The organism is Frankia sp. AgB1.9 (assembly GCF_016786355.1).
Lineage (GTDB): Bacteria > Actinomycetota > Actinomycetes > Frankiales > Frankiaceae > Pseudofrankia.
On sequence record NZ_JADWYX010000043.1, the window covers coordinates 1 to 17138 of the forward strand.

Consider the following 17138-nt stretch of genomic DNA (forward strand, 5'->3'; position numbering starts at 1 on the left):
GCGGCCCCGGCCCGCCCCCCCCCCCCCCCCCCGCCCCCCCCCCGCGGGGCGGCGGCGCCCCCCACCGCCACCACCAGCACTCCCCGGGCCCGCGAGGACCGCCGCGACCGTGGCGAGCGCGCGGACCGTGGCGAGCGCGCCGACCGTGGCGAGCGTCCGGACCGCGCCGAGCGCCCGGAGCGGCCCGAGCGGGCGGACCGTGGCGAGCGCCCGGAGCGGCCCGAGCGGGGTGAGCGTCCCGACCGTGGCGAGCGCGCCGACCGTGGCGAGCGTCCCGAACGTGGCGAGCGTCCCGAACGCGGTGAGCGCCCTGAGCGCTCCAACGGTCGCCAGACCGACCGCCAGGGCTCGCGCCAGGACCGCCAGCAGTCCGACCGGTCGGATCGCCAGCAGTCCGACCGTCAGCAGTCCGACCGCCCCGACCGTCAGTCGGACCGCCCGGACCGTCAGTCGGACCGGTCCGACCGCACGAACGACCGCCAGGGCACCCGCGCCGCTGCCCAGCAGCAGCAGGATGACGACGAGGACGGCAACAGGCGGCGCGGCCGGTTCCGCGAGCGCGGCCGCAACCGTGGTCGCACCCAGGGCGGCACCACCGAGAACGAGCCGGTGGTGCGGGAGGACGACGTCCTCATCCCGGTCGCCGGCATCCTGGACGTCCTGGACAACTACGCCTTCGTCCGGACCAGCGGCTACCTGACCGGCCCGGCCGACGTCTACGTCAGCCTTGCCCAGGTCCGCCGGCACGGTCTGCGCCGCGGCGACGCCATCACCGGTGTCGTGCGCGCCCCGCAGGAGGGCGAGGCCCGCCGCGACAAGTACAACGCGCTCGTCCGGCTGGACACCATCAACGGGATGGACCCGGAGGAGGCCCGCGGCCGCCCCGAGTTCACCAAGCTGACCCCGCTCTACCCGCAGGACCGCCTGCGGATGGAGACCGAGCCGAACGTCATGACCACGCGGATCATCGACCTGGTGATGCCGATCGGCAAGGGTCAGCGCGCGCTCATCGTCAGCCCGCCCAAGGCCGGCAAGACGATGGTGCTGCAGTCGATCGCGAACGCGATCACCACCAACAACCCGGAAGTCCACCTCATGGTCGTGCTCGTCGACGAGCGGCCGGAGGAGGTCACCGACATGCAGCGGTCGGTGAAGGGTGAGGTCATCGCCTCGACCTTCGACCGGCCGCCGGGGGACCACACCAACGTCGCCGAGCTGTCCATCGAGCGGGCCAAGCGGCTCGTCGAGCTGGGCCAGGACGTCGTGGTGCTGCTGGACTCGATCACCCGGCTCGGCCGTGCCTACAACCTGGCGGCGCCGGCGTCGGGCCGCATCCTGTCCGGTGGTGTCGACTCGACGGCGCTCTACCCGCCGAAGCGTTTCCTCGGCGCGGCCCGCAACATCGAGAACGGTGGCTCGCTGACGATCATCGCCACCGCCCTCGTCGAGACCGGCTCCACCATGGACACGGTCATCTTCGAGGAGTTCAAGGGCACCGGTAACGCCGAGCTCAAGCTCGATCGCAAGATCGCCGACAAGCGGATCTTCCCGGCGGTGGACGTCGACGCGTCCAGCACCCGTAAGGAGGAGATCCTGCTCGCGCCCGACGAGCTGGCGATCATGCACAAGCTGCGCCGTGTGCTGCACACCCGTGAGCCCCAGCAGGCCATCGAGCTCCTGCTCGGCCAGCTCAAGCAGACGCGGACGAACTACGAGTTCCTGATGCAGATCGCGAAGACGACGCCGACCGCGGACTAGCGGACGCTGCTCGCCGGCCTGGGGCCGTGCTCCCCGCCTGTGGGCGGGGAGCACGGGACTAGGACGCGGGAGGTCGGTGTTACAGGGCTGGCGGCGGGTCGTGGGCGCGCCGCTGGCTCGGTCGAAGGTCTGGCAGACTTGGGCCGGTAACAGGCTCCGGTTCACGCCGTCGCGACACGCGACGGCGACCCGGCGGCCAACGTGAGAAGAGGGACCACCATGAGGGCTGACATCCACCCGACGTACGAGGACACGACCGTGGTGTGTACGTGCGGAAGCACGTTCACCACGAAGAGCACCAAGGCGGGCAGCACGATCCACGCCGAGGTCTGCTCGCAGTGCCACCCGTTCTACACCGGCAAGCAGAAGATTCTGGACGTCGGCGGCCGAGTGGAGAAGTTCGAGCGCCGTTTCGGCAAGCGTCAGCCCGGCCAGAAGGCCGCTGGCGTCAAGTAGGCAGGCGCGCGGCGCTCGTCCGGGTTACGGACGGGCGCCGCTTGCTTTGTCCGCGCTTTCCTACTTGTGCTGTGAAGAGGTAACTGATGGCTTCGGCGTTGGAGCGGATGCTCGACGAGCACGCCGTCATCGAGAAGCGGCTCGCTGACCCCGCGGTGCACAACGACGTCGGCGAGGCGCGTGCGCTGGGCCGCCGATACGCGGAGCTGGCCCCGATCGTCGAGCTGGCCCGGGAGATCGACCAGGCGAACGGCGACCTGGAGACGGCCCGGGAGCTGGCCGTCGAGGACCCGTCGTTCCGTGCGGAGATGGCCGACCTGGAGACGGCAATCCAGGACCGGCGCCAGCGGCTGCGCACGCTGCTCGCCCCGACCGACCCGGACGACGGCCGCGACGCGATCCTCGAGGTCAAGGCGGGCGCCGGCGGCGAGGAGTCCGCGCTGTTCGCGGGCGACCTGCTCCGGATGTACCTGCGCTACGCCGAGCGGCGTGGCTGGAAGACCGAGATCCTCGAGGCCAACCCCAGCGACCTGGGCGGCTACCGGGACGTCAGCGTCGCCGTGAAGTACCGCGGCCAGGTTCCCCCTGGCCAGCCGGGGGTGTACGGCCGGCTGCGGTTCGAGGGCGGCGTGCACCGCGTCCAGCGGGTGCCGGTCACCGAGTCGGCCGGGCGGATCCACACCTCCGCCGCCGGCGTGCTGGTGATGCCGGAGGCCGAGGAGGTCGACGTCCAGATCGACCCGAACGACCTGCGCATCGACGTGTTCCGGTCGTCCGGGCCCGGTGGCCAGAGCGTCAACACCACCGACTCGGCGGTCCGCATCACCCACGTGCCGACGGGTGTCGTGGTCTCCTGCCAGAACGAGAAGAGCCAGCTGCAGAACAAGGAGTCGGCGCTGCGAATCCTGCGGGCCCGGCTGCTGACGGTCGCCCGGGAAAAGGCCGAGTCCGAGAAGTCGGCGGCCCGCGCGAGCCAGGTCCGCACGATGGACCGCTCCGACAAGGTGCGCACGTACAACTTCCCGGAGAACCGGATCGCCGACCACCGGGTGAACTACAAGGCGCACAACCTGGAAGCGGTCCTCGACGGCGACCTCGACGACGTGCTCGACGCCCTCGCCGCCGCCGACCTCCAGGCCCGCCTGGCCGGGGACTCCGACGACGACTGACCGACTGCTGACGGCCGAGCTCGCCGCGGCCACCCGCCAGCTGGAGGCGGCTGGCGTCGCGAGCCCCCGGACGGACGCCCAGCTGCTGGCTGCGCACGTACTCGGGGTGCCGCGCGGCCGGCTCTCGCTGGTGCGGGAGGTCCCGGCCGAGGCGCTCGACCGGTTCTGGGACCTGATCGGCCGCCGCGCCGGCCGGGCGCCGCTGCAGCACCTGACCGGCGAGGCCTACTTCCGCCATCTCACGCTCGCCGTCGGCCCAGGGGTCTTCGTCCCCAGGCCCGAGACGGAGTCGGTGGTCGGCTGGGCGATCGACACCCTCGCGGCCGAGCTGTCGTCGACGTCCGCCGAGCGCCTCGGACCGGTCTGTGTGGACCTGTGCGCGGGGTCGGGGGCCATCGCGCTGGCGCTGGCCGACGAGGTTCCCGGCGCCGAGGTGCACGCCGTCGAGGCGGACCCCGCCGCGCTCGGCTACCTGCGCCGCAACGTCGCCGCCACCGGCCTGCCCGTGCGGGTCCACGCGGCCGACGTTCTGGGCCTCCCCACCGGATATGACTCAGCCGGCGCCTGGGCCCAGACGCCCGTGCTGGTCGCGCTCGCCGGGCTGGTCGGGCGGGTCGACGCGGTGGTCTCGAACCCGCCCTACCTGCCCGACGCGGACCGGGCCGTCGTCGAGCCCGAGGTCGGCCGCCACGACCCGCCCTGGGCGTTGTGGGGTGGCGGCGGCGACGGTCTGGCCGGGCCTCGCGCGGTGGCCGTCGCGGCCGCGGCCCTCCTGCGGCCGGGTGGTCTGTTCGCGATGGAGCACGCCGACGGGCAGGGCGCCGCCGTCCGCGCGCTGCTGGCGGGGCCCGGTGGCTGGAGCGAGATCGCCACCCGCCACGATCTCGCCGGTAGAGACCGGTTTGTCACGGCGCGTCGGTAGGGATCGGGACCCACGGGGAACTGGGCCCTCCGGGCGAGGCAGTAGGTTGGGCGCGTACGTAGCGCTTCCGAGATCCGCGGCGCGCGTCGCCGGGCGGGCCCGGCCGAGCCGAGCGCGGGGCCTCGTGGCGGTCGCGGTGACGGAATGGCTGTGAGGGACGAACGATGCGGCGGTTCGACTGCACGGACCCGGCGGCGCGCCAGGCCGGCCTTGAGGCGGCCGCGAGCGCGGTCGGCCGGGGCGACCTGGTCGTCCTGCCCACGGACACGGTGTACGGCCTCGGCGCTGACGCCTTCGACGCCTCGGCGGTGCGGGCCCTGCTCGCGACCAAGAACCGGGGCCGGAACATGCCGGTGCCGGTGCTCATCGGCTCCTGGCGCACGCTGGACGGCCTGGTCAGCCACGTCTCGATGCCGGTGCGCGAGCTCACCCGGGCGTTCTGGCCTGGCGGCCTGACCGTCATCGTGCGCCAGGCACCGTCGCTGCGCTGGGACCTGGGCGAGAGCCGGGGCACGGTCGCGGTGCGCATGCCGCTGCACCCGGTCGCGATCGACCTCCTCGGCCGGACCGGGCCGATGGCCGTCTCGAGCGCCAACCTCAGCGGCCAGCCGGCCGCGACCACGGCGGACGAGGCGGTCGCCCAGCTGGGCGAGCAGGTCGACGTCTACCTGGACGCAGGCCCCGCGACCCACGGCGTCGCGTCGACCATCGTCGACTGCACCACCGACGTTCCCCGGGTCGTCCGGCTCGGCGCCATCGACCTTCCGACGCTGCGCTCGGTGCTCCCGCTGGTCGAGGCGCCCTCGGAGGTCCCCTCGTGACGGGGCGGACCCGTGCGTGAGTACCTGCTCGTCTTTGTCGTCGCCGCGGCCGTCACGTTCCTCGCGACACCCGTCGCCCGAGCCGTGGCGCTGCGCATCGGCGCGGTCGCCGGCGTGCGAGACCGGGACGTGCACGCCAAGCCGACGGCGCGGCTCGGCGGCCTGGCGATGCTCGCGGGCCTCTACGCGGGGCTCGGCGTCGCCGACCGGCTGCCGTTCCTGTCCCAGGTCTCGCGCGACTGGTCGGAACCGCGCGCGGTCCTGATCGCCGCGACGCTGATCTGCCTGCTCGGGGTCGCCGACGACAAGTGGGAGCTGGACTCGCTGACCAAGCTCGCCGGGCAGATGGTGGCCGCGGCGGTGATGGTCCAGTTCGGGGTTCAGTTCTCGTTCGCGATCAACTGGAACAGCGAGACGACACTCAGCCTCGGCCCCGAGACCGCGGTCCCCATCTCGATCCTCGCCGTCGTCGTGCTGATCAATGCGATCAACTTCATCGACGGCCTGGACGGCCTCGCGGCGGGCGTCACCGCGATCGCCGCCGGGGCGACGTTCTACTACGCCTACCGGCTCGCCGTGGTCGACGGCTTCTCCAGGGCCGCCCCCGCGGCCCTGCTGGCGGCGGTGACCGCGGGCGTGTGTGTCGGGTTCCTGCCGCACAACTTCAACCCGGCCCGGCTGTTCATGGGCGACTCGGGCTCGATGCTGATCGGCCTGCTGTCGGCGTCCTCGATGATCTCGGTGACCGGCCAGGTCGCCTACGGTGGCTACGCCGGGCCGTCCCGCTCACTGCCGTCGCTCATCCCGCTGGCGATCCCGCTCGCCGTGCTGGCGGTGCCGTTCCTCGACCTGGGGCTCGCGGTCATCCGGCGGACCAGGGCTGGCCGGTCGCCGTTCGCGCCGGACAAGATGCACCTGCACCACCGGATGCTGGAGATCGGGAAGTCGCAGATCCGGGCCGTGCTCTTCATGTACTTCTGGGCCGCGCTGGTCGGTTTCGGCGGAGTGGCCGCGTCGTTCTCGTCCGCGCCGCTGCCGATCCTGCTCGCCACCCTGGGGCTGGGCCTGCTCGGCCTGGTGGCGCTGCTCCTGCTCGGCCAGCGCGCCGCCCGCCGCGCCGCCGGGGCCGGCGCCGGGACGAAGCCGGCCAGCACCTCCACCTCGGCCTGACGGGCCGCCCGGCGAGCGGTCTGCCCGGCTCGGCCGAGGCTGGCGCCGGTCCTGGCCGTTACCGTGGGATGAGGGCCGACGACGAACGACGACGACAAGCCGACGGATGAGGAGCACGGGTGGCGAAGGGAACGGGTGACCAGGCGCTGATCGGGATGCCGGTGCTGCGACTGGGCCTGGTGATCAGTGCCGCGATCGCCGTCCCGGCGATCGCGCTCGGCGCCGCGCTGTTCGGCGGGGCGGGAGCCGCCGGGGCGCTGGTCGGCAGCGCCGTCGTCGCCGGGTTCTTCTCGATGGGCAAGCTCGCCGTCGCGCTGGTCGCCCGCCGCGCGCCGCACCTGCTGCTGCCGGCCGCGCTCGGGACCTACACCGGCCAGATCGGTCTGCTCGGCATCCTGCTGGTCTCGCTGGACGGGGTCGAGGCCATCCACCTGCTGACGCTGGCCTGGACGGTCTTCGTCGGCGTCTTCGGCTGGATGGGCGCCGAGCTCTGGGTCGCGACGCACACCAGGGTGCCCTTCTTCGACCCGGCCGCCTTCGCCGCCCGGCAGGCGGCGCTGGCCCAGGCCGGACGGCCCGCGAGCACGGACCAGAGCGCTGCCGCCTCGGCCGCAGCCGCCGCGGAGCAGCCCGCGGCGGGCCGGTGACCTGGGCGTCATGACGAACGACGAGGTTCCGGGCGGCAAGCAGAAGGCCGGCGCTGGCCCGCGCCGCTCGGATGGGCCGGACCAGGCAGGCGCGCCTGGCGGCCAGGGGTCCCACCCCGGTGGCCGCCCGGCCCGGCCACGGCGGCCGGCGGACATGGAGAGCAACCCGGGCGTGGCCTGGAACGTGGTCGGGACGCTGGGCGCAGGCATCGCCTTCTGGGGCTTCGTCGGCTGGGGCATCGACCGGCTCACCCACCTGCACCACGTGTTCCTGCCGATCGGCATCCTGCTCGGCCTGGCCGCCGCGATCTATCTGGTGATCTACCAGGCGCTGCGCCGCTAGCCGGCGTCTCGTGAACTGCGACAGGCGTGTCGTAGCCATGTTGCAGGCCGTAAACATTTGGGTGACGGGTCCGCTCCGGCATCGCTGACCGTAGCTGCTCGATTGGGTGCTCGCCGCGTTCGGACGGCCGGGGGTCGGCCGACCTGGTCGCCCGGCGTGCTCGGCCGGGCGCGTTGCGCCAAGACGGGCACAACAGAACGAAACGTGTCGGCAACGTGTAGATGAACCCGACGCGGGGCGGATCGCAGCGCGTGCCGCGTAGGCGAAGGTGTGGATAGTATTCGCGGTACCGGGCGCCGACGCCGTCGGCCCCCGGTGGAGACGAGTCCCCGCTGGGCCGCGCCGAGCGACCGAGGGATGCGCGAACGAACGGTGTTCGCGCCTCTGGAGGTCTTCAGACGTGACATCAGCCAACGGGTGGGCGATCATGCAGTGGTCGCGGTTCCGGTGGTCAGTGTGACACGGTCGAACGGTCGCGCGATCACCATGTTGGTCGCGTGTCTGTCCGCCGAGGTCGTATGACCGCCGGCCGCGCCGACGGCAGGTTCGGTCGCGCTCCCGGCGGCTCCGGTGACATGGCAGACGGATGCCAATCAGCAACTGGTCGCCTGTTCTTCCGCTCCTGTGCCATCGTGTGCCCGAGCTTCGGTCACGATGAGTGCATCCTGGGCGGTCGGGCGGAGTGCACCGATAGGGTGGGATCCCTTTCCACCGGGGCGAGCCCGCGTCGCCTGGTGACAGTGCGTAGGAATTTGGATCATGGAGGTGTGTTGCGTGCCCGTCCTCGCCCATGGTGACGAGGGCTTCCAGGGTCCCACCACAGCGGTGTTCAACCCGCCGCACTGGTTTGACGTGCACCTGGGTCCGATCGACCTTTACCTGAACAAGGCCACCGCGCTGGTCATCTTCGCGGCGCTCTTCGTCGGCGTCCTGTTCTGGCTCGCCTACCGCCGCGCCTCGGTCGTTCCGCGCGGCCTCCAGAACTTCGTGGAGTCGATCTACGACTTCATCGACACCCAGATCGCCCGGGACATCATCGGCAAGTCCGGTGCGCGCTACACGCCGTACCTGGTCGTGCTGTTCTGTTTCGTCCTGGTCTGCAACGTTCTCTCGATCATCCCGGTGGCCCAGTTCCCGGCGACCTCGCGCATCGCGATCCCGATGATCCTGGCGCTCATCACCTGGGTGATGTTCAACTACGCCGGCATCAAGGCCAACGGGGGCGGCGCGTACTTCAAGGAGATGCTGGACCCGGCGCCGAACGCGCCCTTCGGGATTCGGCTCATCCTCGCGCCGATCGAACTGCTCTCCACGATCATCGTGCGGCCGTTCACGCTGGCGGTCCGGTTGTTCGCCAACATGTTCGCCGGCCACATGCTCCTGCTGATCTTCTCGACGGGCGCCGAGTACCTGATCCAGCGCCCGCCGTTCGTCTTCGGCGCGGTCTCGTTCCTCGTGACGATCATCATGACCGGGTTCGAGCTGGTCATCGACCTGCTGCAGGCGTACATCATCACCGTGCTCACCGCCGCGTACATCGGCGGAGCGCTGGCCGCGCACGGCGGCGGCGACCACGACGAGGGCCACAGCCTCGAAGATCCCGGGCTGGCGCAGCCCGGCGTGCTGGCCCCGGCCGCGGCGCACTCCTGAGTTTTCGGACACCCCGACCGCACCGGCCGAGTCCCGGTGCCCGATTGGATAGGAACATCTCGACCATGGCGTTTGAAAGCACTGCCCCCCTCGTCCTGGCCGCGGCCGACAAGGTCACAGGCAGCCTGGGTGCGGTGGCCTACGGTCTCGCCGCCATCGGCCCCGGTATCGGCGTCGGCATCATCTTCGGTCTCGGCGTCCAGGCGATCGCCCGGCAGCCCGAGGCCGAGCAGGTCGCCTTCCGGTACATGCTCATCGGCTTCGCGCTGGTCGAGGCCCTTGCGCTGATCGGTTTCGTCGTTCCCTTCGTCTTCAGCTAGCCGATGACGCGCGTCGACGCCACATCAGTCATCCTGGCCGCCGCCGAGAAGTCGAACGAGAACGTCCTGGTTCCGCCGCTTGGCGAACTCATCATCGGCACCATCTCGTTCGGCCTGCTGGTCGCCTTCTTCTTCTGGAAGGTCAAGCCGCAGGTCCAGAAGTACTACGCCGAGCGCACCGAGCGGATCGAGGGCGGCCTGGCCCGCGCCTCGTCCGCCCAGGCCGAGGCGCAGGCCGTGCTGGAGCAGTACCGTGCCCAGCTGGCCGACGCACGGGCCGAGGCGGCCCGCATCCGCGACGAGGCGGCCGTCCAGGGCCGTCAGATCGTGGCGGAGCTGCGGGCCCAGGCCGACCGTGAGGTCGCCGAGATCCGGTCCCGTGGCGAGGCACAGCTTGCCGCCGAGCGGTCGCAGATCGTCTCGCAGCTGCGTGGCGAGCTGGGCGGGGTCGCGCTGCAGCTGGCGACCAAGATCGTCGGTCACGAGCTGGCGCGTCCGGACGAGCACAGCCAGCTGATCGACGACTTCATCGCGTCGCTCGACGCCGGTGACGCGGCAGCCGCCGCGCCCGCCGGATCGGGGGGCTGACGGTGGAGGGACCCAGCCGGGCGGCTCTCGCCGCGGCGCGGGCCACGCTCGACGAGCTCACCGCGGTTGCGCCGGAAGGCGGGGCCACGGCCCGTCAGTCGACCGTCGCGGCGGCCGGCCAGGTCGCGTCCGACCTGCGGGCCGTCGCCGACCTGCTCGGCAAGGACCTCGCGCTGCGGCGTGCGCTGCACGACCCGAGCGCGCCGTCCGCGGCCCGAGTCGGGCTCGCCGACCGGCTGTTCGGCAGCCAGATCGCCGCGCCGTCGCTCACCGTCCTGAAGTCGGCCGTCGCCGGCCGTTGGTCGCGGGCGATTGACCTGCGGCTCGGGCTGATCGAGCTGGCGGTCGAGGCGCTCCTGGTGGACGCCGAGACCGCGGGCGCGCTGGACGAGGTCGAGGACGAGCTGTTCCGGTTCGGCCGGGTGCTCGACCGCAACCCGCGGCTCGCGCTCGCGCTGACCGACCCGGCCGCGCCGGCGTCGGCCAAGGAGACGCTCGTCGATCGGCTGCTGGCGGGCAAGGCGCACCCGGTGACGGTGCGGCTGGCCACGCAGGCGGTCGCGGACCGTGAGTTCGGCGACCTGTCTCGTCGGCTGGAGGAGCTCAGCCGGATCGCCGCCGGGCGACGTAACCGGGTGGTCGGGGTGGTGCGCACCGCCGTGCCGCTCGACGACGACCAGTTCACCCGGCTGCGGGCCGCGCTGTCCCGCTACTTCGGCCGTGAGATCCAGCTGCAGGCCGACCTCGATCCGACGGTGCTCGGCGGTGTCGTGGTGCGCGTCGGCGACGAGGTCGTCGACGGCTCCGTGCTGCGCCGGCTCGCCGCCGCCCGCCAGGCTCTGACCCGGTAACGCGTGAACACGACGACTCGTGGCCCCGCCGCCGGCGCCCGCCGCAGGCGGCGTGGCCCTTGTCTCTGGTCCGCCCCGAATTCGATCGCTCCGGTCTCGACAAGGCCGGACAGTAACCAGCCGGCCCTCCCGGGGCCGGGCTGTGACCAGCCGGCCTCGCCGAGGCCGGACCTTGCCCATGCTCGGGCAGCAAACTCCATGCCCAGCAATGAAGGACCGAAGCGATGACTGAGCTGACCATCAGGCCGGAGGAGATTCGCGACGCCCTCCGGGACTACGTCGAATCCTTCGAGGCCACCTCCGCCGACCGGGAGGAGGTCGGCCGCGTCATTCTGACCGGTGACGGGATCGCGCGGGTGGAAGGCCTCCCGCACGCGATGACCAACGAGCTGCTGGAGTTCCACGGCGGCGTGCTCGGCCTCGCGCTCAACCTCGAGGTCGGTGAGATCGGCTGCGTCATCCTCGGCGAGGGATCGCACATCGAGGAGGGCCAGGAGGTCCGCCGGACCGGGCGCATCCTGTCGGTGCCGGTCGGCGACGGCTACCTGGGCCGGGTCGTGGACCCGCTGGGGCGCCCGATCGACGGCCTCGGCCCGATCGCCACCGAGGGCGAGCGTGCCCTGGAGCTCCAGGCGCCCACGGTCGTGCAGCGCCAGCCCGTCAAGGAGCCGCTGCAGACCGGCATCAAGGCCATCGACGCGATGACCGCGATCGGCCGTGGCCAGCGCCAGCTGATCATCGGGGACCGGCAGACCGGCAAGACCACGGTCGCCATCGACGCCATCATCAACCAGCGGGCCAACTGGGAGAGCGGCGACCCGAAGAAGCAGGTCAAGTGCGTCTACGTCGCCGTCGGCCAGAAGAAGTCGACCATTCGTGAGGTCGTCAACACGCTGGAAGAGGCCGGCGCGCTGGCGTACACCACGATCGTCGCGGCCCCGGCGGACGAGCCGGCCGGCTTCAAGTTCATGGCCCCGTACAGCGGCTCGGCGATCGCCCAGCACTGGATGTACAACGGCCAGCACTCGCTGATCGTCTTCGACGACCTCTCCAAGCAGGCCGAGGCCTACCGGGCGATCTCCCTGCTGCTGCGCCGCCCGCCGGGTCGTGAGGCCTACCCGGGCGACGTCTTCTACTTGCACTCTCGCCTGCTGGAGCGTTGCGCCAAGCTCTCCGACGAGCTGGGCGGTGGCTCGCTGACCGGTCTGCCGATCATCGAGACCAAGGGCAGCGACATCTCGGCGTACATCCCGACGAACGTCATCTCCATCACCGACGGCCAGATCTTCCTGGAGTCGGACCTGTTCAACCAGGGTGTCCGCCCGGCCATCAACGTCGGCACCTCGGTCTCCCGAGTCGGCGGCTCCGCCCAGGTCAAGGCGATGAAGTCGGTCGCCGGCCGCCTGCGGCTCGACCTGGCCCAGTACCGCGAGCTGGAGGCCTTCTCGGCTTTCGGCTCCGACCTGGACAAGGCGTCCCGTGACCAGCTCGCCCGCGGCTCCCGCCTCGTCGAGCTGCTCAAGCAGCCGCAGAACCAGCCGTACGCGGTCGACCGGCAGGTCGTCTCGCTCTGGGCCGGCACGACCGGTCAGCTCGACGAGGTGCCGGTCGCGGACGTCCGCCGGTTCGAGACGGAGTTCCTGGACTTCGTCGGCCGTTCGTACCCGGGCATCTACGAGGTCATCTCGGCGACGGGCAAGCTCGAGGAGTCGACGACCGCCGACCTGGAGAAGGCGATCGACGCGTTCAAGGGCCAGTTCACGCTGAGCGGCGGCGAGCCGCTGGTCGTCAACGAGGCCGCGCCCGAGGCTCTGGCTCCGGGCGAGGTGCGCCACGAGTCGATCACGGTGCACCACCCGAAGCCCGCGGACGAAGAGGCCTGATCGGATGGCCGGCCAACTTCGCCAGTACCGGCGGCGCATCCGCACGGTCCAGTCGACGAAGAAGATCACCCGGGCGATGGAACTGATCGCCGCGTCCCGGATCGTCAAGGCCCGGACGCGCGTGGCGGCCTCGCGGCCGTACGCGCAGGAGATCACCCGGGTGATCTCCGCGGTCGCCTCGCAGTCGACGATCAAGCACCCGCTCACCACCGAGCGGACCGGGGTCACCCGGGCCGCGGTGGTGGTCGTCACCTCCGACCGTGGTCTCGCCGGCGGTTACAGCTCCAACGCGATCCGGCGTGCCGGTGAGCTGATGGAGCTGCTGGACGACGAGGGCAAGTCGGTGGCGTTGTACGTGGTCGGCCGCAAGGGCGTCACGTACTACAAGTTCCGCAACCGGGCGATCGCCGGTGAGTTCACCGGCTTCACCGAGCAGCCCACGTACGCGGACGCGAAGGCGGTCGCGGACGAGCTGCTCGCGGCGTTCGCCGTGCCCGAGGCCGACGGTGGCGTGGGCGAGATCCACGTCGTCTACACCGAGTACGTCAGCGCACTGACGCAGACCCCGGGCGCGCACCGGCTGCTGCCGATGAAGCTGACCGAGTCGGAGGAAGCGCCGGCGGGTGGCCCGCTGCCCGTCTACGAGTTCGAGCCGTCGGCCGAGGGGGTGCTCGACGCGCTGCTGCCCCGGTACGTCGAGAGCCGCCTGTACGTCGCGCTGCTGGAGGCGGCCGCCTCCGAGTCGGCGTCCCGCCAGCGGGCAATGAAGTCCGCGACGGACAACGCCACCGACCTGATCCGCACCTACACCCGGCTGGCCAACCGCGCCCGCCAGGAGGCGATCACCCAGGAGATCTCGGAGATCGTCGGCGGCGCGAACGCGCTCGCGGACGCCGGCTAGCCGGCCTCGCGCCGCGATGAGGTCGCGGGGTGGGTGTCATTAGTCGGCGGGGTACGGCATCGTAGGTGGTACCAACCGCTACAGCGACGTCGAAGCTGGACGGGACGGTCGGCCGGAGGCCCGGACCGACCGCCCGGCCGCCGTCGCAGCGCGCGGCACCGAAGACGTGGCACCACCAGCACCACCTGGCACTGCCCGAAAGACGCGCACCGCCACGAGACGTAACGACGAAGCACCGCGGAACTGAAGATCCTGCCTGAAGCCAAGGGTGGCCGAGGGCGCCAAGCCAGCCCCTATGGACCCGGCACCACGTGGGCCCTCCGGGGGCGCGGAGAAGTCGCAGTACGCGCCCCTTCGGCGCTCTAGTGAAGATCGAGGACGCCATGACCGTCACCACCAGCTCGACCGCCCCGGCGGACGGCCGGGTCCCGGGGATCGGCCGGGTCGCCCGAGTCATCGGCCCGGTCGTCGACGTCGAGTTCGCTCCGGACGAGCTTCCGGAGATCTACTACGCGCTGCACGTCGAGCGCACGCTCGGCGACGAGACCGCCACGTTGACCCTCGAGGTCGCCCAGCACATCGGTGACAACACCGTGCGGGCCATCTCCATGCAGCAGACCGACGGCCTGGTCCGCGGCGCCCCGGTGACCGACACCGGCGCGCCGATCTCGGTACCGGTCGGCGACGCCACCAAGGGGCACGTGTTCAACGTGCTCGGCAAGCCGCTCGACGTCGAGTCCGTCGAGGCGGAGACCACCTGGGCGATCCACCGCTCCGCCCCGCCGTTCGACCAGCTCGAGTCGAAGACCGAGATGTTCGAGACCGGCATCAAGGTCATCGACCTGCTGGCGCCGTACGTGCGCGGTGGGAAGATCGGCCTGTTCGGCGGCGCCGGCGTCGGCAAGACCGTCATCATCCAGGAGATGATCCGCCGGGTCGCCAAGGAGTTCGGTGGCGTCTCGGTGTTCGCGGGCGTCGGCGAGCGGACCCGCGAGGGCAACGACCTGTTCGAGGAGATGACCGAGGCCGGCGTCATCGAGGACACCGCGCTGGTGTTCGGCCAGATGGACGAGCCGCCGGGCACCCGGCTGCGGGTCGCCCTGGCCGCGCTGACCATGGCGGAGTACTTCCGTGACGTGAAGAAGCAGGACGTCCTGCTCTTCATCGACAACATCTTCCGGTTCACCCAGGCCGGCTCCGAGGTCTCCACGCTGCTCGGCCGGATGCCGTCGGCCGTGGGCTACCAGCCCACCCTGGCCGACGAGATGGGCGTGCTGCAGGAGCGGATCACCTCGACCCGAGGCCACTCCATCACCTCGCTGCAGGCCATCTACGTCCCCGCGGACGACCTGACCGACCCGGCCCCGGCGACGACGTTCACCCACCTCGACGCCCAGACCGTGCTCGACCGCTCCATCTCCGACCTCGGCATCTACCCGGCGGTCAGCCCGCTGGAGTCGACGTCGCGCATCCTGGACGCCCGGTACGTCGGCCAGGAGCACTACGACGTGGCCCGCGAGGTGCAGCGCATCCTGCAGCGTTACAAGGACCTGCAGGACATCATCGCCATCCTCGGCATCGACGAGCTCTCCGAGGAGGACAAGGTCCTCGTTCGGCGGGCCCGGCGGATTCAGCGGTTCCTGTCGCAGCCGTTCTTCGTCGCCGAGCAGTTCACCGGCATTCCCGGCAAGTTCGTCCCGGTCGCCGAGACGATCGACTCGTTCAAGCGCATGACCCAGGGCGAGTTCGACCACCTGCCGGAGCAGGCGTTCTTCATGTGCGGCGGGATCGAGGACGCGCAGAAGAACGCGGAGAACCTGTAATGCCGACCATGCGGGTCGCGGTCGTCTCTCCGGAGGAGAAGGTCTGGGAAGGCGAGGCGAACTTCGTCCTCGCCACGACGACCGACGGTGACCTCGGCGTCTGGCCCCGGCACGTCCCGCTCCTGGGCGTGCTCAAGGACGGTGCCGACGTCAAGGTCGAGACTCCGGGTGGCGACCTGCTCTACACGGTCGGCGGCGGCTTCATCTCCGTCACCCACGACGGCGTCAGCATCCTCGCGGAAAGCGCCGAGCTGAAGGCCTGACGGTTTCGTCGCTCGCTCCACGAAGCGGGGGGGGGGGGGGGCCGGCCCCCGGCCCCCGGCGCCCCCGCTTCGTCGTACCAGCCCCGCTGCCCGCCGCGCGTCGGCGCCCCCTCGGCGCCGCCGGCCGGTGCCGGCGCCGAAGATCGCCAGTTCGGCCCTCTGGTGGTTGCGATCGGGGCCCCGCGACGACCACGCCAGGGCCTAGACGGCGATCTTGGTCGCGTGCGCGCCGTGGCGTCCGCGGCGCCGGGTGGTTGCGGGACTCAGGCGTTGCCGCCGGGCTTCCAGAGGACGTCGCCGCCTGGGTTCGCGACGCGGCTGAGGATGAACAGCAGGTCTGACAGGCGGTTGAGGTACTGGGCCGTCAGGGGGTTCGTCCGGTCCCCGTCCACCGCGAGCAGCGCCCACACGTTGCGTTCGGCGCGCCGGGCCACCGTGCGGGCCACGTGCAGCAGCGCGGCCGCCGCGGTCCCGCCGGGCAGGATGAACGAGTCCAGCTTCGGCAGGTCCTCGTTGAAGGCGTCGCAGGCCGCTTCCAGCCGGTCGACGTAGGCCTGGGTGACCCGCAGCGGCGGGTACTTCGGATCGGGCACGATCGGCGTCGCGAGATCCGCGCCGACGTCGAACAGGTCGTTCTGCACCTGCCGGAGCACGTCGCGGACGTCGTCACGCGGCGCCCCGAGCGCGAGCGCCACCCCGATCGCCGCGTTGGTCTCGTCCGTGTCCGCGTAGGCCGTCAGCCGCGGGTCGGTCTTCGACGTCCGGGACATGTCGCCGAGCGCCGTCGTCCCGTCGTCGCCGGTCCTGGTGTAAATCCGCGTCAGATGGACAGCCATACGCCTACCCTAGGGGCGCCGCCGGTCCCGGCGCGTCGTCCAGGCCTGGGTCACAGGCGCCGTCGCTGGGGACCGGTGAGACTCGGCCATCGACTCAGATCTCGGCCCACACCATGGTCGCGTCGTCATGGGCACCGAACCTGGGCGTCCGGACGCAGTCCGGGTCCGCGGCCTCGGCGGCCCGCAGCTCGGCCAGCAGCTGGGCCGCGCCGCCCGCGACAATCCGGTCCATCAGCTCGCCGGAGTCGCTCACGAGGCCGAAGGGCCACAGCGCACGAGCGAAGCCGTCGGACATCAGCACGACGTTCGTGCCGGGCGGCGCGGGGAACGAGTCGATCGCCGCGTGCCGCGCGGCCTCGGGCGCCGCGGCCAGGATCCACAACCCAGCCGGCGAGTTGCGCTCCAGACGTCGCTGGCGCAGCTGTACCCGGATCTCCTGGTAGACGGTCGCGGCGGCGACGCCGCGGTCCAGCCGGTCGCGGACCCACGCCAGCGCCGCGTCCTCGGCTCCCTCGAACTGGGGATCCATCACCTCGATCGGCTTGCCCTCGACGTCGATCAGCACCGTGCAGTCCCCAAGCGAGCAGACCTCCACCCGGTCACCCGCGCGGCGAACCAGCGAGATGGCCGCGGTCGGGAACTCTCGGCCGGTCAAACCATGCGCGGCGCCCGGATAAGGCCCCGGGGCCCGCAAGGGGCCCCAAGCCGGGAGGAGGGGGCGGGCCCGCCCCGGCAGG

18 protein-coding genes are annotated in these 17138 nt (G+C 71.6%); 16 read left to right on the forward strand and 2 right to left on the reverse strand.

What is annotated here, in order from left to right; genetic code table 11:
* From rho to I6A60_RS18770, 16 genes are all read left to right on the forward strand, one after another.
* Nucleotides 1-1758: transcription termination factor Rho (rho, locus tag I6A60_RS18695; RefSeq protein ID WP_238435741.1), on the forward strand; the 1758-nt coding region annotated here is incomplete at its 5' end.
* A 219-nt stretch (nucleotides 1759-1977) separates the two neighbouring features.
* Nucleotides 1978-2214, forward strand: coding sequence for a 50S ribosomal protein L31 (rpmE, locus tag I6A60_RS18700; RefSeq protein ID WP_203011958.1), 237 nt, complete (start codon nucleotides 1978-1980; stop codon nucleotides 2212-2214).
* Nucleotides 2215-2300: 86 nt separating this feature from the next.
* Nucleotides 2301-3383: a peptide chain release factor 1 gene (gene prfA, locus I6A60_RS18705; protein ID WP_203011959.1), complete on the forward strand. Its 1083-nt coding sequence runs from the start codon at nucleotides 2301-2303 to the stop codon at nucleotides 3381-3383.
* Between the two features lie 4 nt (nucleotides 3384-3387).
* Nucleotides 3388-4305, forward strand: coding sequence for a peptide chain release factor N(5)-glutamine methyltransferase (gene prmC / locus I6A60_RS18710; protein ID WP_203011963.1), 918 nt, complete (start codon nucleotides 3388-3390; stop codon nucleotides 4303-4305).
* A 164-nt stretch (nucleotides 4306-4469) separates the two neighbouring features.
* Entirely contained in the window at nucleotides 4470-5126 is a 657-nt protein-coding gene (locus I6A60_RS18715) for an L-threonylcarbamoyladenylate synthase (RefSeq protein WP_013422124.1), read from the forward strand.
* 12 nt (nucleotides 5127-5138) lie between these two features.
* A complete protein-coding gene (locus I6A60_RS18720) occupies nucleotides 5139-6296 on the forward strand; it encodes an MraY family glycosyltransferase (RefSeq protein ID WP_203011961.1) in 1158 nt (385 codons plus the stop codon).
* A gap of 119 nt (nucleotides 6297-6415) precedes the next feature.
* A complete protein-coding gene (locus I6A60_RS18725) occupies nucleotides 6416-6943 on the forward strand; it encodes a hypothetical protein (protein ID WP_203042359.1) in 528 nt (175 codons plus the stop codon).
* 10 nt (nucleotides 6944-6953) lie between these two features.
* A complete protein-coding gene (locus I6A60_RS18730; RefSeq protein ID WP_203023673.1) occupies nucleotides 6954-7286 on the forward strand; it encodes an AtpZ/AtpI family protein in 333 nt (110 codons plus the stop codon).
* A 759-nt stretch (nucleotides 7287-8045) separates the two neighbouring features.
* On the forward strand, nucleotides 8046-8936 hold the full coding sequence (gene atpB / locus I6A60_RS18735) for a F0F1 ATP synthase subunit A (protein WP_203023675.1): 891 nt from the start codon (nucleotides 8046-8048) through the stop codon (nucleotides 8934-8936).
* Nucleotides 8937-9001: 65 nt separating this feature from the next.
* Nucleotides 9002-9256 (forward strand): ATP synthase subunit C, encoded by a 255-nt coding sequence (locus I6A60_RS18740; RefSeq protein ID WP_013422129.1) that lies wholly within the window; start codon nucleotides 9002-9004, stop codon nucleotides 9254-9256.
* Between the two features lie 3 nt (nucleotides 9257-9259).
* Nucleotides 9260-9844 (forward strand): F0F1 ATP synthase subunit B, encoded by a 585-nt coding sequence (locus I6A60_RS18745; protein WP_203023676.1) that lies wholly within the window; start codon nucleotides 9260-9262, stop codon nucleotides 9842-9844.
* Between the two features lie 2 nt (nucleotides 9845-9846).
* Nucleotides 9847-10695, forward strand: a complete 849-nt coding sequence (locus I6A60_RS18750) for a F0F1 ATP synthase subunit delta (RefSeq protein ID WP_203023677.1) — start codon at nucleotides 9847-9849, stop codon at nucleotides 10693-10695.
* A gap of 224 nt (nucleotides 10696-10919) precedes the next feature.
* Nucleotides 10920-12578, forward strand: coding sequence for a F0F1 ATP synthase subunit alpha (gene atpA / locus I6A60_RS18755; protein ID WP_203023678.1), 1659 nt, complete (start codon nucleotides 10920-10922; stop codon nucleotides 12576-12578).
* A gap of 4 nt (nucleotides 12579-12582) precedes the next feature.
* Nucleotides 12583-13479, forward strand: a complete 897-nt coding sequence (locus tag I6A60_RS18760; RefSeq protein WP_203023679.1) for a F0F1 ATP synthase subunit gamma — start codon at nucleotides 12583-12585, stop codon at nucleotides 13477-13479.
* A 383-nt stretch (nucleotides 13480-13862) separates the two neighbouring features.
* Entirely contained in the window at nucleotides 13863-15302 is a 1440-nt protein-coding gene (atpD, locus tag I6A60_RS18765) for a F0F1 ATP synthase subunit beta (protein WP_203023680.1), read from the forward strand.
* Nucleotides 15302-15565: a F0F1 ATP synthase subunit epsilon gene (locus I6A60_RS18770; RefSeq protein WP_203023681.1), complete on the forward strand. Its 264-nt coding sequence runs from the start codon at nucleotides 15302-15304 to the stop codon at nucleotides 15563-15565. The genes atpD and I6A60_RS18770 overlap by 1 nt, the downstream gene beginning before the upstream one ends.
* A gap of 263 nt (nucleotides 15566-15828) precedes the next feature.
* Here I6A60_RS18770 and I6A60_RS18775 read toward each other — a convergent pair whose 3' ends face one another.
* Together I6A60_RS18775 and I6A60_RS18780 are read right to left on the reverse strand one after the other, a co-directional pair.
* Nucleotides 15829-16401, reverse strand: coding sequence for a cob(I)yrinic acid a,c-diamide adenosyltransferase (locus I6A60_RS18775; protein WP_203023465.1), 573 nt, complete (start codon nucleotides 16399-16401; stop codon nucleotides 15829-15831).
* A 94-nt stretch (nucleotides 16402-16495) separates the two neighbouring features.
* Nucleotides 16496-17138 (reverse strand): hypothetical protein (locus tag I6A60_RS18780; protein WP_203055658.1); only part of this gene is annotated, 643 nt, incomplete at its 5' end.